General features: G+C 59.0%; 13 protein-coding genes. 5 read left to right on the top strand and 8 right to left on the bottom strand.

Annotated elements, in window-relative coordinates:
* Window positions 1-251 precede the first annotated feature (251 nt).
* On the top strand, window positions 252-383 hold the full coding sequence (locus tag HY011_14955) for a 30S ribosomal protein THX (protein ID MBI3424228.1): 132 nt from the start codon (window positions 252-254) through the stop codon (window positions 381-383).
* Between the two features lie 61 nt (window positions 384-444).
* A complete protein-coding gene (locus HY011_14950) occupies window positions 445-2112 on the top strand; it encodes an FAD-dependent oxidoreductase (protein ID MBI3424227.1) in 1668 nt (555 codons plus the stop codon).
* Window positions 2113-2118: 6 nt separating this feature from the next.
* On the opposite strand, the gene galE is transcribed toward HY011_14950, so the two are convergent.
* The 8 genes from galE to HY011_14910 all read right to left on the bottom strand — a co-directional run bounded on the left by galE (window position 2119) and on the right by HY011_14910 (window position 13678).
* Window positions 2119-3114, bottom strand: coding sequence for a UDP-glucose 4-epimerase GalE (galE, locus tag HY011_14945; protein ID MBI3424226.1), 996 nt, complete (start codon window positions 3112-3114; stop codon window positions 2119-2121).
* A gap of 269 nt (window positions 3115-3383) precedes the next feature.
* Entirely contained in the window at window positions 3384-4841 is a 1458-nt protein-coding gene (locus tag HY011_14940) for a GHMP kinase (GenBank protein MBI3424225.1), read from the bottom strand.
* Window positions 4842-4931: 90 nt separating this feature from the next.
* Window positions 4932-6020: a galactose-1-phosphate uridylyltransferase gene (gene galT / locus HY011_14935; protein MBI3424224.1), complete on the bottom strand. Its 1089-nt coding sequence runs from the start codon at window positions 6018-6020 to the stop codon at window positions 4932-4934.
* 69 nt (window positions 6021-6089) lie between these two features.
* Entirely contained in the window at window positions 6090-7733 is a 1644-nt protein-coding gene (locus tag HY011_14930; GenBank protein ID MBI3424223.1) for a sulfatase, read from the bottom strand.
* Window positions 7734-7911: 178 nt separating this feature from the next.
* Complete coding sequence (locus HY011_14925; GenBank protein ID MBI3424222.1) at window positions 7912-9297, bottom strand: FAD-binding protein; 1386 nt, start codon at window positions 9295-9297, stop codon at window positions 7912-7914.
* A gap of 223 nt (window positions 9298-9520) precedes the next feature.
* A complete protein-coding gene (locus HY011_14920; GenBank protein ID MBI3424221.1) occupies window positions 9521-10897 on the bottom strand; it encodes a sulfatase in 1377 nt (458 codons plus the stop codon).
* A gap of 10 nt (window positions 10898-10907) precedes the next feature.
* Entirely contained in the window at window positions 10908-12401 is a 1494-nt protein-coding gene (locus tag HY011_14915) for a hypothetical protein (protein MBI3424220.1), read from the bottom strand.
* A 200-nt stretch (window positions 12402-12601) separates the two neighbouring features.
* Window positions 12602-13678 carry an exo-alpha-sialidase gene (locus tag HY011_14910; GenBank protein ID MBI3424219.1) on the bottom strand — a complete coding sequence of 359 codons (1077 nt, stop codon included), beginning with the start codon at window positions 13676-13678 and terminating at the stop codon, window positions 12602-12604.
* A gap of 573 nt (window positions 13679-14251) precedes the next feature.
* Between HY011_14910 and HY011_14905 the strand changes: the two genes are divergently transcribed.
* The 3 genes from HY011_14905 to HY011_14895 form a co-directional block, all read left to right on the top strand.
* Window positions 14252-14902 carry a bifunctional 4-hydroxy-2-oxoglutarate aldolase/2-dehydro-3-deoxy-phosphogluconate aldolase gene (locus tag HY011_14905; GenBank protein ID MBI3424218.1) on the top strand — a complete coding sequence of 217 codons (651 nt, stop codon included), beginning with the start codon at window positions 14252-14254 and terminating at the stop codon, window positions 14900-14902.
* Entirely contained in the window at window positions 14899-15885 is a 987-nt protein-coding gene (locus tag HY011_14900) for a 2-dehydro-3-deoxygalactonokinase (protein MBI3424217.1), read from the top strand. Before HY011_14905 ends, HY011_14900 begins: the two co-directional genes overlap by 4 nt.
* A 111-nt stretch (window positions 15886-15996) precedes the next feature.
* Window positions 15997-16159, top strand: a 163-nt coding sequence (locus tag HY011_14895) for a ketol-acid reductoisomerase (GenBank protein MBI3424216.1), incomplete at its 3' end; no start/stop codon positions are given.

Raw genomic sequence — 16159 nt, 5'->3', positions numbered from 1 at the left:
GGTTGCGTGTACGGTGGGGCGACGGGACAGTACCGCGCGCGTCAGCAAGCGGCGCGTCAACTCTGGCGGATGGCGCAGCAGCGCAGGCTCCGCTTGCTGACGCGCGCGGTACTGTCCCGCCGCCGCGCGGCTTTTGCCCTACACCGAAAAACCGGTTTAAGGCCGCGCGCTTGCCGCTATGGCGCGCGCTGCGTAGAATGGCCGCCGTCGCATCACATCATCAAATCTATTCAGAAAAGGAGAGCAACGTAATGGGCAGAGGTGACAAACGCACCAAAAAAGGCAAGATATTCCGCGACAGTCGCGGCAAAACGCGCAAGAGTCCGAAACAAATTCGGCGCGCGGCCAAAGCCAAAGCGATGGCGAAATCCAAAGCGGCTTAATGCCAGAACGGGTGCGGCGTTGATTCAGCGTCGCACCCGTTTTGCTTTCAGGAACAAATTTATGCGGAAGCTGCTCCTTCTTCTGTTCGCGCTCTGCAACGCCGTGCCCGCGCTTGGTCAAGCGGCGCGCGCTTACGATCTGGTGATTTATGGCGGCACCGCCGCCGCCGTGACCGCCGCCATCCAAGCCAAGCGGATGGGCAAAACCGTCATCATCGTTGCGCCCGACACGCATCTCGGCGGACTGTCGAGCGGCGGTTTGGGTTTCACCGATACGGGCAACAAAGCCGTTATCGGCGGCCTCGCGCGCGAGTTTTATCAGCGCGTCTACCAGCACTATCAAAAGCCGGAAACATGGCGTTGGGAAAACCGCGAGCAATTCGGCAACAAAGGCCAGGGCACGCCCGCGCTTGATGGCGAGAATCGCACGATGTGGATTTTTGAGCCGCACATCGCGGAACAGGTCTTTGAAGAAATGATTGCCGCTTACAAAATTCCCATCGTCCGCAACGAATGGCTCAATCGCCAAAACGGCGTGAAGAAAACCGGCGCGCGCATCGTCTCGTTTAAGACCCTGAGCGGCAAAACCTACGCGGGCCAGATGTTCATTGACGCCACCTACGAAGGCGATTTGCTGGCGGCGGCGGGCGTCAGCTATCACGTAGGCCGCGAGTCGAAAGACGCTTACGACGAACAATGGGCAGGCGTGCAAACCGGCGTGCTGCATCACCGGCATCATTTTGGCGCGGTCAACGAAAAGATCAGCCCATACTGGATTCCCGGCGATCCCGCGAGTGGCGTGTTACCGCGCATCTCAACCACGCCGCCGGGCGAATATGGCGCAGCCGACAACAAAGTCCAGGCCTATGGCTTCCGCCTGTGCCTAACCGATCAGCCTGACAATCGTGTGCCCTTTCCGAAACCGGCGGGCTACGATCCGAAGCAATACGAACTATTGCTGCGCGTCTTCAAGGCCGGCTGGCGCGAGACCTTTCAGAAATTCGACCGCCTACCAAATCGCAAGACCGATACCAACAATCACGGCCCGTTCAGCACCGACAACATCGGGATGAATTATGACTATCCCGATGCCAGCTACGAACGCCGCCGCGCGATCATCCGGGAACATGAGCAATACGAAAAAGGCTGGCTCTATTTCATCGCCAACGATCCGCGCGTGCCCAAACACGTGCAAGATGAGTTTCGCAAGTGGGGCTTGGCCAAAGACGAATTCAAAGACAATGGCAACTGGCCGCACCAGATTTATGTCCGCGAAGCGCGCCGCATGATCGGCGCGTATGTGATGACCGAAAATGAATTGCTGAAAAAACGTCCGACGCCCGCTTCAGTCGGCATGGGTTCTTACGGCATTGATTCGCACAACATCCAACGCTATATCGTCTTTCCAGAAGGCGGCACCGGCAAAGACGCCTATGTCCAAAACGAAGGTGACATCGGTGTGTCTACGAATGGGCCGTATCAGATTGCTTACAGCGCGCTCGTGCCGAAGAAAGGCCAAGCCGATAACCTGCTCGTGCCCGTTTGCGTATCGAGTTCGCACATCGCCTTTGGCAGCATTCGGATGGAGCCTGTGTTTATGATCTTGGGGCAATCGGCGGCGACGGCGGCGGTGCTGGCGCTGGACGGCAAGCTGGCGGTGCAAGATGTGCCGTATGCCCAATTGCGTGAGCGGCTGTTGAAGGACAAGCAGGTGCTGAGTTACCCGTAGCGCAAACTATCCAGCCCTTGAATCTGCATACCCATCCGGATGCGCCACATGCCAATCCCACGCCGACTGCAAAATTGGATCAAGCGTGGTGTATTCCGGCTGCCAACCCAACACCTGTTTCGCTTTCGTTGCATTGGCCACCAGGCGTGAAGGATCGCCGGGGCGGCGCGGTTCCAGTTTGACTTCGATGGCTTTGCCGGTGACGCGGCGGGCGGCTTCGATCACTTCCAGCACGGAGTAGCCGTGTTCGCTGCCGAGGTTGATGAAATCCGATGCTCCGCCTGCGCGCAGGTGTTGAAGCGCCAGCAGGTGCGCCGCGCCCAGGTCGCTGACGTGTACGTAATCGCGGATGGCGGTGCCGTCGGGCGTGGGATAGTCACCGCCAAACACCGAAACAAAAGGCAGTTTGCCCAGCGCGGCATTCAAGACGTTCGGGATCAAATGCGTTTCGGGCGTGTGGTCTTCGCCGCATTGGGGGAGCGCGCCGCAGGCGTTGAAATAGCGCAGGGCGACAAAGCGCAGGCCGTAGGCGTGATCGTAAGCGGTCAGGACTTTTTCCAGCATCAGCTTTGACCAACCGTAAGGGTTGGCCGGATGTTGCGGATGCGTTTCGTCAATTGGCACGCGTTCGGGTTCGCCATAGGTCGCACAGGTCGAAGAGAAGACGAAGCGCTTGACATCGGCAGCCAGCAATTCACCCAACAGCGCGATGCCCTGGGCGACGTTGTTTTCAAAATAGAATTGCGGATCGGTCACCGATTCGCCGACATAAGCGGCAGCGGCGAAATGGATGCAGGCTTCGATTTGGTGTTCGGCGCAGATGCGTTTGACCAGAGCGCGGTCGCCGATTTGCCCTTCATAAAAAGGCACATTGGCATCCACGGCGGCGCGATGGCCGCGAAAGAGATTGTCGAGCACGACGACGCTTTCGCCCCGCGTGCGCAAGAGTTCAACCATTACGCTGCCGATGTAACCGGCTCCGCCTGTCACTAAAATTGCCATACTCGCTTTGGGCTTTACGCCGATTTTTGCCACAGAGGCACAACCATGCACTGTCATAGATTGAGCTATCAGCGCAGGCTTTTTTGAGATTACGGAACAGACGGAAATAACGGAACAGACGGACAATACAACCGGGAAGGACTTCCGTGTGTTCCGTTATTTCCGTCTGTTCCGTAATCTCGCTTTCGTCTTCAAGCAAAGTGCAACTTTTGCCCGTGTCTGGTATAGCTCTGTGCCTCTGTGGCATTAACTAAGCGTAAACGCCGTATTCACTCCTTTTTCAAACGTAAGTAACCGAATTGCGCCGCGCCCGGCGATGAGCCGCGCAGGCCCAGCGGCTCGCGGCCTGTGTGTTGCGCGTAGGTTGCGGCAATGGCTTCGACGACGGTTTCCGCTTCGGGCCGCCCCAAAATGGCGACGGCTCCGCCGCTGCCGCCGCCGGTGATCTTAGCGCCGAACAAGCCTTGCGCGGGGCCGGCCTCGCGCACCAATCGCACCAATTCATCCGTCCCCTCCGAACCCAAACCGCAAGCCGAATAACTGGCGTGCGAGGCATACATCAACTCGCCCAACAGCCTCGCCTGGCTCTCGTCCTGCCAATGCCGCAGCAGTTCGGCGAACAGGTTGACGCGTTCGTTTTCATAAATCGGATGGCGCGTGGCAGCGGCGACGGGGTAGCTGCGCGCCGGGTCAACGGTCGTGACCGGGTCGGTGATGCCCTGGTATTGCGCCAGAAAATCCGCGCCGGAAATGCGTTGCGGCAGATAGGGCGCGAACTGTTGTTCAAATTCCGACGCGCTCAGATTGGCCAGATAACCGTGCCAGCGCGGATCAACAATCCGCACTTTGCCGGGTGTATCCGTGGCTTCGCACTCCAACTCGGCCAGCATAGCGAGGATGCGGTAGCCCATAAACGCTGCGGTACGCACGGTGCCATAATCGCTGCCGCCGACGGCGTGGCGAATGCCCGAATCAATGCCCCACACCGCCAGCCCGGCGGGCAATTTGACCGGCTCCTGCAACGTGCCCGGCTGGCAAACCAGCGCCAGCAATTCATCAGGGCCGCCGCACATTGAGGCCATTTGATCCATCACGCCGCAGGGCGCGCCGGCAACACGATTCTCAACGATCTGGCAGAGAAACGCGCCCGCGCTCGGTTCCAAGTCGAGTTCGTAAGCCGCCGCGACCGCCTGCATCGCGGCGACTTCCAGCGCCGCCGAAGAACTGATGCCCTTACCTTCCGGCAAGCGCGAGCGAATCAGCAGGTTTGCGCCTTCGGCAAACTCAATGCCGCGTTCGCGCAGCAGCACCAGAAAGACGCCCGCGATATAGGCCGCCCATTGCATTTCAGGTTTGCGTTTGAACCGCTCACAGGCCGTGGCGTAATCGAGCGGCGCGGCAGCCGTGCCGAATTCTTCGAGGCCCATTTCAAAGCTGCGGGCGGGTGCGCCGGATTCCACCGCCAGACTGACAATGCGCACACGCCGGTCGTTGCGGCGTTGCAAGGCGACATGCGTGGCGACGGAAATCGGCAACTGCAACACCAGCGCGCCGGAATAATCGGCAATGCCGCCCATTAGATCGAGACGGCCCGGCGCCCGCGTAATGAACAACTCGCGCTCTGCCGTAAAGAAGCTTTGCCAGGCGGGCGGCAATTGATTGAGCCAGGCCAGAAACGCCGAGGAGTCAGGGAAACCTTCTGTTGAGCCATGGGTAAGCGTAAACATCAGTCCTGTTTCTTCCTTCAAATTACCAGCTTGCCAGCGCAGCAGATTGTGAATGAGGTGGGCGGATTCTAAATCAATGTGTACGGCATGCTAACCACGCCGTTTATAATGCACGGTCGCCTGCATCTGCAATTCCGCCGCCTTCTCTTCCGGCGACGTATCACTCAGGAAATTGCCGCCGCCGATTTCGGGGCCGGCCAGATACTTCAACAGATTCGGCTTGCGCAGCGGCGGATGAAATTCAAAGTGGAAATGAAAGCTGCGGTAATCGCCGCCATCCGTGGGGGCCTGGTGCAAAGGCATCACATACGGAAACGGCATCTGCCAGAGATTGTCAAAACGGATCAGCACTTCGCGCAAGACGGCGGCCAGGTCGCGCACTTCGTGATCGCGCAAGGCGGCCAGGCTCGGATGCGTTTGTTTGGGGGCGACAAAAACTTCGTAAGCATAGCGCGCAAAATACGGCAGAAAGGCGATGGCCGTGTCGTTCTCGGCCAGAATGCGCCGCCCGTCTTGTTGCTCCGACGCAATGATGTCTCGAAAGAGCGGGCGACCGTGCTCTTTGAAATACTGCTGGCTGCTGCGCGCTTCGTTCTCGATGGTTTTGAAGACAAAGTTCGTCGCATAAATCTGGCAATGCGGATGCGGATTCGAGACGCCGACGACTTCGCCTTTGTTTTCAAAAATCAGCACGTGCTCAATCTCTGGCCGCCGCCCCAAATCGGTGTATTGCTGTTGCCAGGCGGCTAGCAGATTCTCGACTTCGGGTGATTCCAATTCGGCCAATGAAAGGTCGTGGCGCGGCGAATAGCAAACCACGCGCGCAATGCCGTGCGCAGGGCGGTTGCGATAAATGCCGGGCGCGGGCGGCAAATCAGCTACGGCTTCAGGCCCGACACAGGGGTGATCGTTGTCGAACACGTAAACCCCAGTGTAGGCTGGGTTGCGTTGACCGCTGACGCGCGCATTGCCGGGGCACAGATAACAATCTTCGACATACGATGGGACAACACGCGCAGTATTCTCGACGGTCTCGCCACTCCACGGCCGATTTTGCCGATGTGCCGCAACAATGACCCATTCCTCGCGCAAAGGATGCCAGCGTTCTTCCCAGACAGGAGGCCACACAGGAGGCTCGACAGGAGGCCCGAGAGCAGTTTGAGTTTGGTGATTTTGCATAAACTAGACCCAGGCTCATTTACCCTGCCAATCGAGCGTAGGTCAAGAAGCAGTTGCGAAAATGGTAAATCAACGTTGTGACGCGGGCGCAGGATCAGTGTAAGGCGGACGTTCAAAGGTCAATCCATCGCCGGTCACACGCGGATCGCCCGCCTCGGTCAGAATCTTCAGCAACTGCGCGGCCAGTTGCGCTCGCGCTTTGGCATAGGCCGGTTCAGCCGCCACATTGTTGATTTGATGCGGGTCTTTGCGCAGGTCGTACAACTCTTCGCCGGGCCGTTTGGCAAAGGCAAAATCGTAGAAGCGTTTCCATTGCGGCTCGTTGCGATGCGCCACTAGCCAAGCCTTGGTCGGGCTAGCATCCATGTCGGGAAAGGCCACATAGGTGTTGCTTTCAAGTTCGTCCATTGTCGGCATCTTCGTCTCGGTCACTTGCACCGGCCCACCCAGCGGCCAGCGTTCCGGCTTGAAGTTGCGGATGTACAGAAAGTCGTTGGTGCGCAAAGCACGTTGCGGATAAGGCAAATCGTTGTCGCGCGCAAAGGCAACGTGGCGCTCGCGCCCACTGATAACCCAGGCGCGGCTCGCGTCAACCTGCCCGCTCTTTGGCGAACGCAGCACATTCAACAAGCTGCGCGCATTCATGCCTTTTGGCAGCGGCACACCTGCCACATCCAAAAAGGTCGGCGCAAGATCGGGCAGGCTGACGAAATCATCCACGACGCGCCCCACTTTGCCCTTCATGCTTTTCGGCAAACGCATGGCCAGCGTCACGCCCGTGCCGAAGTCGTAAAGATTGCACTTGCCATTCGTTACGCCGGGCATGCCGTGATCGCCGCTGATAACGATCAGGGTGTTGTCGAGTTCGCCCGTCTCTTCCAAGCGTTTCAACAAGACGCCGATATAAGCGTCATACGCCTGCGCCTCGCCCAGGTAATCGGCGACATCCTCGCGCACTTCAGGGACATCGGGCAGGAAAGGCGGCAGCTTCCCTTTCAACGCATCAGGTTCGATGCCCCAGAGCGCTTTGCCAGAGCCTTTCGTCCAGCGGCGATGCGTGGTCGTGGGGCCGAACCAGTAAAGCCAGGGCTGCCCGGCCTTGCGGTCAGCCAGAAAGGCGTCGAAGTTGGCGCGCACTTGTCCATAAATCTTTTCGCGCGCGGCGGCGAGCGTGCTGCCCTTGCTCAACATCTCGGTGGCATTTTCAGAAAAGTTATTCGGCAGATTGCCCGCCTTTTCATACGCGTGTTTGCCCGCGCCAAAGGGCGCATCCACCGGTGTGCCGGGACTCCACACCTTGTACGTTTCGCCGATGTGATAGCCGCCCACATCGCGCAACAAAAAGGGGAAGCTGGGAATCGCGTCATCCCAGACCGCCGCGTGCAAAATCGCGCCGCGCCCGGTGTTGAAGAAATAACGGCCCGACAGCAACGCGCTGCGGCACGGCGTACACGAAGGCGCGTTTACAAAGGCGCGCCGGAACAACACGCCTTCGCGCGCCACCCGGTCTATGTTGGGTGTCTTGACGACTTGATTGAGCGACGGCTGTTTTTCGAGCGCCGCATAAACGCTGGCGTAACGCCCCCAATCGTCGGCAAAACAAAACAGGATATTCGGCTTGGCCAGACGGCCTTGCGCTTGGGAGTGTGCGCGGCTCGCCGACAGTTGCCAGATGGACGCCAAGAGGCAAAGCCAAAGTGCGGTTCGTTTCATAATGTAAGGTCTCGCTCGCATACAAAACCCTAGCTTTCAGCAAAGCAGTTAAGGAAAGGGATTGGGCACCGAAGCTAGTACCTCATCACGTTGATTGTGCGGGTAGCAAATTCGCCAGAGGGGTGTATGGCAGGATTGAATCCTGCCATACACCCCTCATTTTTAACGTGATGAGGTACTAGGCAGAAAGGTTTTGTTCTAAAAACTCATTCCTGAATTTGCCCTGCGGATCGTATTGCCGCAGCAATTGTTGAAAGTCGGCATAACGTTCGTAGCGCGCCTTCAACTGCGCCGCCGGAATCGTAAACAGCTTACCCCAATGCGGACGAGCGCCATAAGGAGCGAGCAGTTCTTCGACAATGGGCAGATGTTTCATCACCTCGTCGGTGTGTTGCTTCCAGGTGAAATGAATCGAAACGCTGGGGCGTTTATACGCTGTGCTCAGCCATAGGTTGTCGGCGGCGATGGTGCGGACTTCGGAAATGAACAAATCCGGAAACCACTTGTCGCCTTGGCTGTTGATGGCCTTGAGCGCGGCGACCGCGTTGCTGAAGGGGACAAAATACTCGGCCTGTAATTCCTTGCCGCTGCTCGGCGTGAAATTCATTTTGAAATGCGGCAGCCGTTCGTGCCAGGGGCCGGGCACGCCCATTTGATCGGTGCAGTTCTCGGCGGCCAGTTCGCGAATCGGATGCAGATTGCGCGTCGCCAGTTTTGCGCCGTAAAGCTCCGGCTTGATCTTGGCCGGTTGGCCGGGTGTGACGCGGCTTTTGACCCAGACTTCACTGATGACGTTTTTCTGCCAATCGCTGAACAGGCTGACGCTGTAGCCGCCCGACATAATGGCCTCGAAGTTTTTTTCGAGTTCAGCGAATGGCAGGTTTTCATAAACATCCTGCCGGACTTGAAACGTCGGCTGAATGTCGAGCGTGACTTTGGTGACGACGCCCAGCCCGCCCAGATGCACGACTGCGCCCAGAAATTGCTCGCCGTCCTTCTCTTTCGTCAACGTGATGACATCGCCTTTGGCCGTGACGAATTCCAGGCCCGACACCGCCGTTGCCAAATTGCCCAGCTTCACGCCCGAACCATGCGTCGCCGTAGCGATGGAACCGGCGACGGAGATGTGCGGCAGCGAAGCCAGGTTATGCAGCGCGAACCCTTTTTCTTGTAGATATGTGCCGAGCGTACCGTAACGCACGCCTGCTTCGACAGTGACTGTTTTTTTGGCGGGGTCAAGCGCCAGAATTTTGTCGAGCTTTTTGGCCGAAAGCAGTTGATGCGGCGAGTCGGCAATCTTGTTGAAACAATGCTGGGTGCCCAGTGCGCGCAATTTGCCGGCCTTTGTCACCAGCGCCTGCACTTGCTCGACCGTTTCGGGATAGGCGACGTTGGCGGTGCTGTATTCCAAATTGCCCGCCCAGTTTTTGAGCTTCTCTGCCGCAGGCGTGCTGCTCGGCTGTGCGGCGGGCGGCGCGCCCGGTTGTTGGCAGCCGGTCAGCGGCGCCAGCAGCGAACCGGTCAGGCCGGCGGATGATATTTTCAGAAAGGTTCTTTTTTGCATGGAATCTCCTTGAAGGTTGCGCTTGATCGTCTTCGGCAAGCGCAGGTCTTAGCTCGGTTTTCACATCAGTGTAGGGGAAAGTCCCGCCGCGAGACGGTACGCGCGCGTGAGCAAGCGGCGCGTCAAGCTTACACCGTTGGCTGAGCCATCCAGGCTCCGCTTGCTCACGCGCGCGGTACCGTCTCGGCACAACGTGCGCCCGCAAACGCAATTGCAAACCGCTCTAACGCGCCGCGGCCTTCAACTCACTGAAGCGCCGCCGCAATGTCACCAGCGTTTGCGCCCGTGCGGGATCGTGCGCCAGGTTGCGCGTCTCGCGCGGGTCGCGTTTCAGATCGAACAACTCTTCGTATTTGAAATCGGGCCAATAGATATATTTGAAATCACGCCGCACCAGCGCTTCTGAAGCTGGAATGAAATCGGTATTGCGAATCGTCGCGTGTTCGTAAAAGAACTCCTGCCGCCACGCGGGCTTTTGCGCGGCCAGATACAGCGGTGCGAAATCGCGGCCTTGCATGTGCGCGGGCGCGGCGACACCGGCTGCTGCCAGCAGCGTCGGCGCTACATCTACATTCAGTACATAATCATCATTCGTCGTGCCGCGTTTGGCTTTGGCCATGCGCGGGTCACGCACGATCAACGGCACGCGGATGGATTCTTCATACGGATACCATTTGTCGGCCAACCCATGTTCGCCGTGAAAGTAACCATTGTCCCCCGTGAAAATCACCAACGTGTTGTCGGCCAGTCCCTGCGCCTGCAATTCGGCCAACACGCGCCCGGCGGTTGCATCCACTTCGGTCGCCAACCGGTAATAGGCCTTCATGTATTGCTGATATTTTTCCGGCGTATCGAAGCGCCAATGCCAGCGGTTGCGCCCCTCGTTCTTTTCGTTGGCGATGAACGGCGGCAGGCGTTTGAAATACTCGTCACCCGCCGTCGGCGGCACCGGGATGGTGACGTTCTGGTAAAGCGCCTCGCTCTGCGGCTGATACAGGTATTGTTTTGGATTCTCGTCTTCGGCGTGCGTCGCAAAGAAAGCGAGCGTCAGGCAGAACGGCTTGTCTGTGGGCCGCGTGCGCAAAAATTCGAGCGCGTCGTTTTCGTTTTTCTGCGTGACGTGAATCGTCGAGCCATCGGCTTCTTTGATGAAATGCTTGCCCGCATAGGCGCGGCCAAAATCGAATTGCTCCGCCGGAAACTTGCCGTTGTGCCATTTGCCGATGTGCCCGACCCAATAACCATTGGCGCGCAACAAGCCCGGGAAGGTTTCGCTCCACGGCGTCTTGAACATCTCGAAGGCCGGGTTACCGTGCCGCGCCATCCATTGCCCGGTAAACAACGACGCGCGGCTGACGCCGCAAATCGAAGTCGTGACGTGCGCCCGCGTGAACCGCACACCTTCACGCGCCAGTGCATCCAGGTGCGGCGTTTTGACAATCGGATTTCCGGCAATGCCAAGCGTGTCGTGCCGCCAATCATCGGCATACAAAATCAAAATGTTCGGCTTGGTTTGGGCATGCCCCACAACAAGGCCAGACCAGCCACAACTGAATGCCAAGACCAAGAAGAACCAAGTCTGAAAAATGATTTTGGTCATAAGCGTCTTGCTAATCCAATGGCGTCACGGAGACGACGGCATCCGCCGCTTGCGAAAGCTGCACGGGATTGCGCAGCGCCCGGCCAAAGTCTTCAAACCGCACTTGCATGACATCACCATCGTTCAGCTTTACGCCCGCGCCGAAACTGAAGGCGTCCGCGCCGAAGAAGTGCACGTGCAAATCGCCGGGCCGCCGATGGCCTTCAAATTTGAAATGATGATGTTCGATGTTGCGCAGGCTGTGACACATCTCGGCGTCACCGGTTTTGATCTCGTGAGACCAGAGCGTGTGGCCGTCACGCTCGACCGTCACGGTACCCGGCACCGATTGAAATTCGTGATCCACCACCAACTCCGGCCCGATGGCGCAATTGCGCAGCTTCGAGCCGGCCAGGTAAAGGTAGTTGCGTTTCTCGAATTGATGGTCGGAAAACTCGTTACCGACGGCGAAGCCGATGCGGTAGGGCTGCCCGTCCGTGCCGATCACATAAACGCCCGCGACTTCGGGTTCTTCGCCGCCGTCTTCGGCATACGGTGGCACGTTCAACGGCTCGCCGTGCCCGCGCAAGACTTCGCCGCTGCCTTTGTAAAACCATTCGGGCGCAACGCCAATCGCGCCCTCGGCTGGCCGTCCGCCCGCGATGCCCCACTGAAACATTTTCATGCTGTCGGTCAGGTTGTCGCTCTGCGCGTGCATGGCGTTGCGATTCTTGGCGCTCGCCGTGTGCGTCAACCCCGTGCCCGTCACCAAACAACGCGCCGATTCTTCAGGATGATCGGCGGCGGGCAGGATGCGCCAAGCCGAATTGCCAGCGTAGACCTCGTCATAATCCAGCCATTCGCCGGTCAACCGTTGCCGGGCAAAGTCCGCCGCCGTTCGCCGCAAATCGTCCCAGGCCAGAAAGGGTTCCTTGCTCGATTGCACGACAACGGCGACTTTGGTTAGCGCCTCAAATTTCGCGCGCGCCTGTTGCCGCCATTCAATAGGCCGCACAGTCAGCAACAACTGCGCGCCGTCCGGTGTCCAACTCAACTCGGTGTTTTCGGCCACGGCTTTGCCCACTGGCAAGACCACGGCCTGCCACTTGTTCGCCGCGCGCTCCCAGAGCATTGGCACGAACGCGTCGTTGCGCAATTCCAGCAACGCCAGCCGCGCGCCGTCGGGCGACCATTTCAAACCACGCACCTGGCGTTTGTCGGCAAAGAGCCGTTTCATTTGCCCGGTCTGCGTCTCGATAATCCAAACATCGCTGAGCGCCGGGGCGACATAGGTCGGATCGCCGAAACGCGCATTATCAATGCCAAGGCGGTCGCGCAAGGTCGCCGACGTCGCGGCTAACCAGCGCCCATCGTCGCTCAGATCGGCGCTGTTGACGTTGATTACAGCGAGCATGTCCTCTACGGTGAACGCGCTCGGCGACTGTTGCGCTTGCCCGGCAATGAGCGGCAGCGCAAACAACAGACTCAGCAAAAGGCTCAAACGGCGCAGGTTGGCATTACGCATGGCGGCAGTTCCTCCGAGGTGAATTGAATTGTGATTGATACTGAATGCGAGACGCGCGCAATCTACCGCTCGGAAGATAAAGGGTCAAACCGCAGCACGCGCGTTGATGCAAAAGATGAAAATCGGTTTGATCCGCTTGACGATGGACAGCACGCGCGCACTCAATGACCTTGCAACTGCCTTGCTGCTGCCAGCGCTCATTATTGCGCAGGCCACACACCATCTTTCATTTCGCGCAATTGCAACTTGCGCGGATCAAGCACGACGTGTTTCACCTTCTTGCGATTCCACGTGTAGGTGATATGCACCAAGCCATCGCGCGTTTGAATCACGGCCGGATAGGAATACTCATCATTCGGTTGACCGGCTTCCAACACGAGCGCCGCCTGCCAATTTTTACCGTCATTACTCACCGCAACATGGAGCAACGTGCGCCGCCCCGTGCTGGTCGTGGTGTGGTTATAAACCAGCAATTGCCGCCCGTCTTTCAAGGTCACGCCGTCAATCCCCGAATTCGGATTGGGCAACGCCGTCGCCGTCAGCTTGCCCCAGGCCTTGCCATTGTCACTTGACCAGGCTTCGACAATCCTGCCCTGACGGCTGCGCATCAGCGCTTGCAGTTGTCCATTTTTATGAAAGAACACGGTCGGCTGAATCACGTCGAATTCCTTGCCGTCGTTAATGGGTTCGGTGCGTTGCCACGTTTTGCCGTTGTCAGCCGTGCGCTCGAAATGCACGCGCCAGCCGTTGTCTTCGGTGCTGGATGGACACAGCAATTCGCCGTTGCTCAATTCGACCGGCTTGTCTTTGATCGGCCCGGCGATGCCTTCAGGCAGGCGCACCGGCTTGCTCCAGGTCTTGCCGCCATCGCCGGAAGTCATCAGCATCCCCCACCAGTGCGCCGGGTCTGGGCCGGCCTTGTAAAACAACAGCAACGGCCCGCTCTTCGACTGATGCAACACCGGATTCCAGGTCGGGTAGCGTTTGTCCGGCGACTCGACGCCGTTCGCAACTTCCACTGGCGTCGTCCATTTGCCGCCTTCCAGGCGTGCGACCCAAATACCGACATCCGGGTGTTTCTCTTTGGTGCCGCCAAACCAGGCGGCAACTAAGGCTCCTTTAGATTCGGCGATGGTCGAGGCGTGGCATTCGGGGAAAGGTGCGCTTTCGTAGATGAATTCGGTTTTGAGGATGCCGGGCGCAGGAGCCTGAGCCAGAGATGGAATAGCGAATAAAATGCCCAAACACAGAGTTGGGAACTTGCCCAAAATGCGCATACTTGATGTTTCTCCTTGAGTGGATTTGTCGAATTGAAAGTGAGCGCAGTATACGGATGTTCGGCAGACTTGCCCAGTGCCCCGCTCAGCACGGGTGTGCGTCAAGGTTTTGCGCAGGCGGAAATGAACGTTTCCGTGCGCGTAGCGCAACCTGCCGAGCATTCATTTCTACACAAGTCTACCGGCTCCGAGAAAAGCCCTGAAAGGGCGTAATTCAATAGCCGTGGACAACGCCCACGGAACGGTTCGGGAAGAATTTTCGGCCCTGCCGGGGCCGCATTCGACGTCGAGTCCGGCCCCTTCAGGGCCATAGAACTTGCTGACGGCCTACCGTGGGCGTTGCCCACGGCTATTGAATGCTGCCCTTTCAGGGCAAAGACACAGAGCGCCAGACTTGTGTAGAAACGAATGCTCGGCAGGTTGCGCTACGCGCACCGCCGCCGCCCGGCTTGCCTTTGCGCAAAACTTTGACGCACACCTGATCAGCACTGTGCTTAATTCTTTGCCGCTGAATTCCGCCACAACCGAATCTGTTGTATCGTCAGCGCACCTACATCACGCAACAGGTTTTCTATGAACACATCTTCAACCTTTGAACAAATCGCCGCGGGCCGGCTGATCGCCATCCTGCGCGGGGATTTTGGCGGACGCGAGAGTGAGTTGGTCACCGTCTTACACGCAGCAGGCCTGACCGCCGTCGAAGTCACGCTCAATTCACCCAACGCGCTGACCACGATTCAACGGCTCGCCGCGCAGTTCGGCGCACGGATGGCCATCGGCGCGGGCACAGTGTTGACCGTCGCCGAAGTCGCGCAGGCGGTTGACGTGGGGGCACGCTTCATCGTTTCGCCTAATCGCAACGCCGCCGTCATCGCCGCAACCAAACAACGCGGCCTCGTTTCCCTGCCCGGCTGCTTCACGCCCTCCGAGATTGTCGAGGCTCTGGACGCGGGCGCCGACGCAATCAAAATCTTTCCGGCAAATACGCTCGGCCCGACTTATGTTAAAGCCGTGCGCGCGCCGCTCACGCAAGCGCGGCTTGTCCCGACGGGCGGCGTCACGCCCGAACAGGCCCGTGAATATTTGGCGGCGGGCGCGTGGGCGCTGGGCATTGGTTCCGAACTCGTCGGCAAGGATGTCTGGCAAGCCGGCAATTTTGAATTGCTGCAACGTCGCGCGGCGGAATTCGTCAGCGCCGTGAAAGAGAGCGCCCCTTACCAATGAAGCACGACACCTTGATTTGCCCTCTGCTCTGTATAGACACCGGCACGACCAACACGCGCGTCTGGCTGACCCAGGGCGCGCGCGTCCTCGCGCAAGCCCGCGCCGCCGTCGGCGTGCGCGACACGGCGCGCGACGGCTCGCCCGCGCGTTTGCACGAAGCCTTGCGCGACTTGCTTGCCAAAGTCAGCGGCGGGCAACCAACACTGCGCGCCGTACTGGCCGCCGGGATGATTACTTCGCCGCTCGGCCTGGCCGAAGTGCCGCACGTCGCCGCGCCCGCCACATTGCCGGATTTGATTGCGGGCACGCAACGGCACGTCTTCCCGCACATCACGGACTTGCCCGTCTGGCTCGTACCCGGCGTGCGTTCGGGGCCGTTGCAATGCGACGCCGCAACCATCGGCAGTGCGGATGTGATGCGCGGCGAAGAGACGCTTTGTCTTGGGCTAACGGCGCTCGGCCTGCTGCCGCCCGCGTCAACGCTGCTCAATCTCGGCTCGCATTGGAAACTGATTCGCCTGGACGAACAGTCACGCATCGTCGCCAGCGTGACCAGCCTGAGCGGCGAGTTGATCCACACCACGCAAACGCAAACCATCCTCGCCAGCGCGGTGCCCACCGGTAAACCTGAAACTATTGACGAACACTGGCTCCAAGCGGGCATGCGCGAAGCCCGCCAAGCCGGTGTGGCGCGGGCGTTGTTCTGTGTGCGTTTGCTGGAACAGCGCACGGCCACGACGGCAAAGCAGCGCATGTCATTTTTGCTCGGCGTTTATCTGGCTTCGGATTTGGATGGGATGTTGCGGCAGGGTTTGTTGCAAGCGGGCCAGCCGGTCGTGCTGACGGGCGGTGGCGCGGTGGCGGCGGCCTGGCAAGGGGCGTTGCGCGAACTGGCGATCCCGGCCACGCAACTCAGCGAGGATGACATCGAGCAAGCCTTCCTGACTGGCTTGCGGCAAATTGCGGCGGGCGTACTCGGCTAAGCGCTTAGGCGAAGCTTCTGCGGTGTAAAGGGGCTAGGGACTGGGGGCTAGGGACTAATGAAATCAGCCCCTAGCCCCCAGTCCCTAGCCCCTATTTATCAAGGAAATAAAATGAAAGTTTATTACGACAAGGACGCCGACCTCTCCCTGATCAAGGGCAAGAACGTCACCATCGTTGGCTACGGCTCCCAGGGCCACGCCCACGCACTCAACGCGAAGGACTCAGGCCTCGACGTGGTCGTCGGCCTCCGTGAAGGATCGGCCAGCTGGCAGG

This window comes from Acidobacteriota bacterium (assembly GCA_016196035.1).
GTDB lineage: Bacteria > Acidobacteriota > Blastocatellia > RBC074 > RBC074 > JACPYM01.
Note: the sequence above shows the minus strand (reverse complement) of the source record. Positions and strands in the feature narration are given on the sequence as shown.

What these genes read in the sequence shown, in the direction of transcription:
- HY011_14950 (MBI3424227.1), top strand. Translation starts at nt 445, where the DNA reads ATGCGGAAGCTGCTCCTTCTTCTGTTCGCGCTCTGCAACGCCGTGCCC.
- HY011_14905 (MBI3424218.1), top strand. Translation starts at nt 14,252, where the DNA reads ATGAACACATCTTCAACCTTTGAACAAATCGCCGCGGGCCGGCTGATC.
- galE (MBI3424226.1), bottom strand. Translation starts at nt 3,114, where the DNA reads ATGGCAATTTTAGTGACAGGCGGAGCCGGTTACATCGGCAGCGTAATG.
- galT (MBI3424224.1), bottom strand. Translation starts at nt 6,020, where the DNA reads ATGCAAAATCACCAAACTCAAACTGCTCTCGGGCCTCCTGTCGAGCCT.
- HY011_14930 (MBI3424223.1), bottom strand. Translation starts at nt 7,733, where the DNA reads ATGAAACGAACCGCACTTTGGCTTTGCCTCTTGGCGTCCATCTGGCAA.
- HY011_14925 (MBI3424222.1), bottom strand. Translation starts at nt 9,297, where the DNA reads ATGCAAAAAAGAACCTTTCTGAAAATATCATCCGCCGGCCTGACCGGT.
- HY011_14955 (MBI3424228.1), top strand. Translation starts at nt 252, where the DNA reads ATGGGCAGAGGTGACAAACGCACCAAAAAAGGCAAGATATTCCGCGAC.
- HY011_14920 (MBI3424221.1), bottom strand. Translation starts at nt 10,897, where the DNA reads ATGACCAAAATCATTTTTCAGACTTGGTTCTTCTTGGTCTTGGCATTC.
- HY011_14940 (MBI3424225.1), bottom strand. Translation starts at nt 4,841, where the DNA reads ATGTTTACGCTTACCCATGGCTCAACAGAAGGTTTCCCTGACTCCTCG.
- HY011_14910 (MBI3424219.1), bottom strand. Translation starts at nt 13,678, where the DNA reads ATGCGCATTTTGGGCAAGTTCCCAACTCTGTGTTTGGGCATTTTATTC.
- HY011_14900 (MBI3424217.1), top strand. Translation starts at nt 14,899, where the DNA reads ATGAAGCACGACACCTTGATTTGCCCTCTGCTCTGTATAGACACCGGC.
- HY011_14915 (MBI3424220.1), bottom strand. Translation starts at nt 12,401, where the DNA reads ATGCGTAATGCCAACCTGCGCCGTTTGAGCCTTTTGCTGAGTCTGTTG.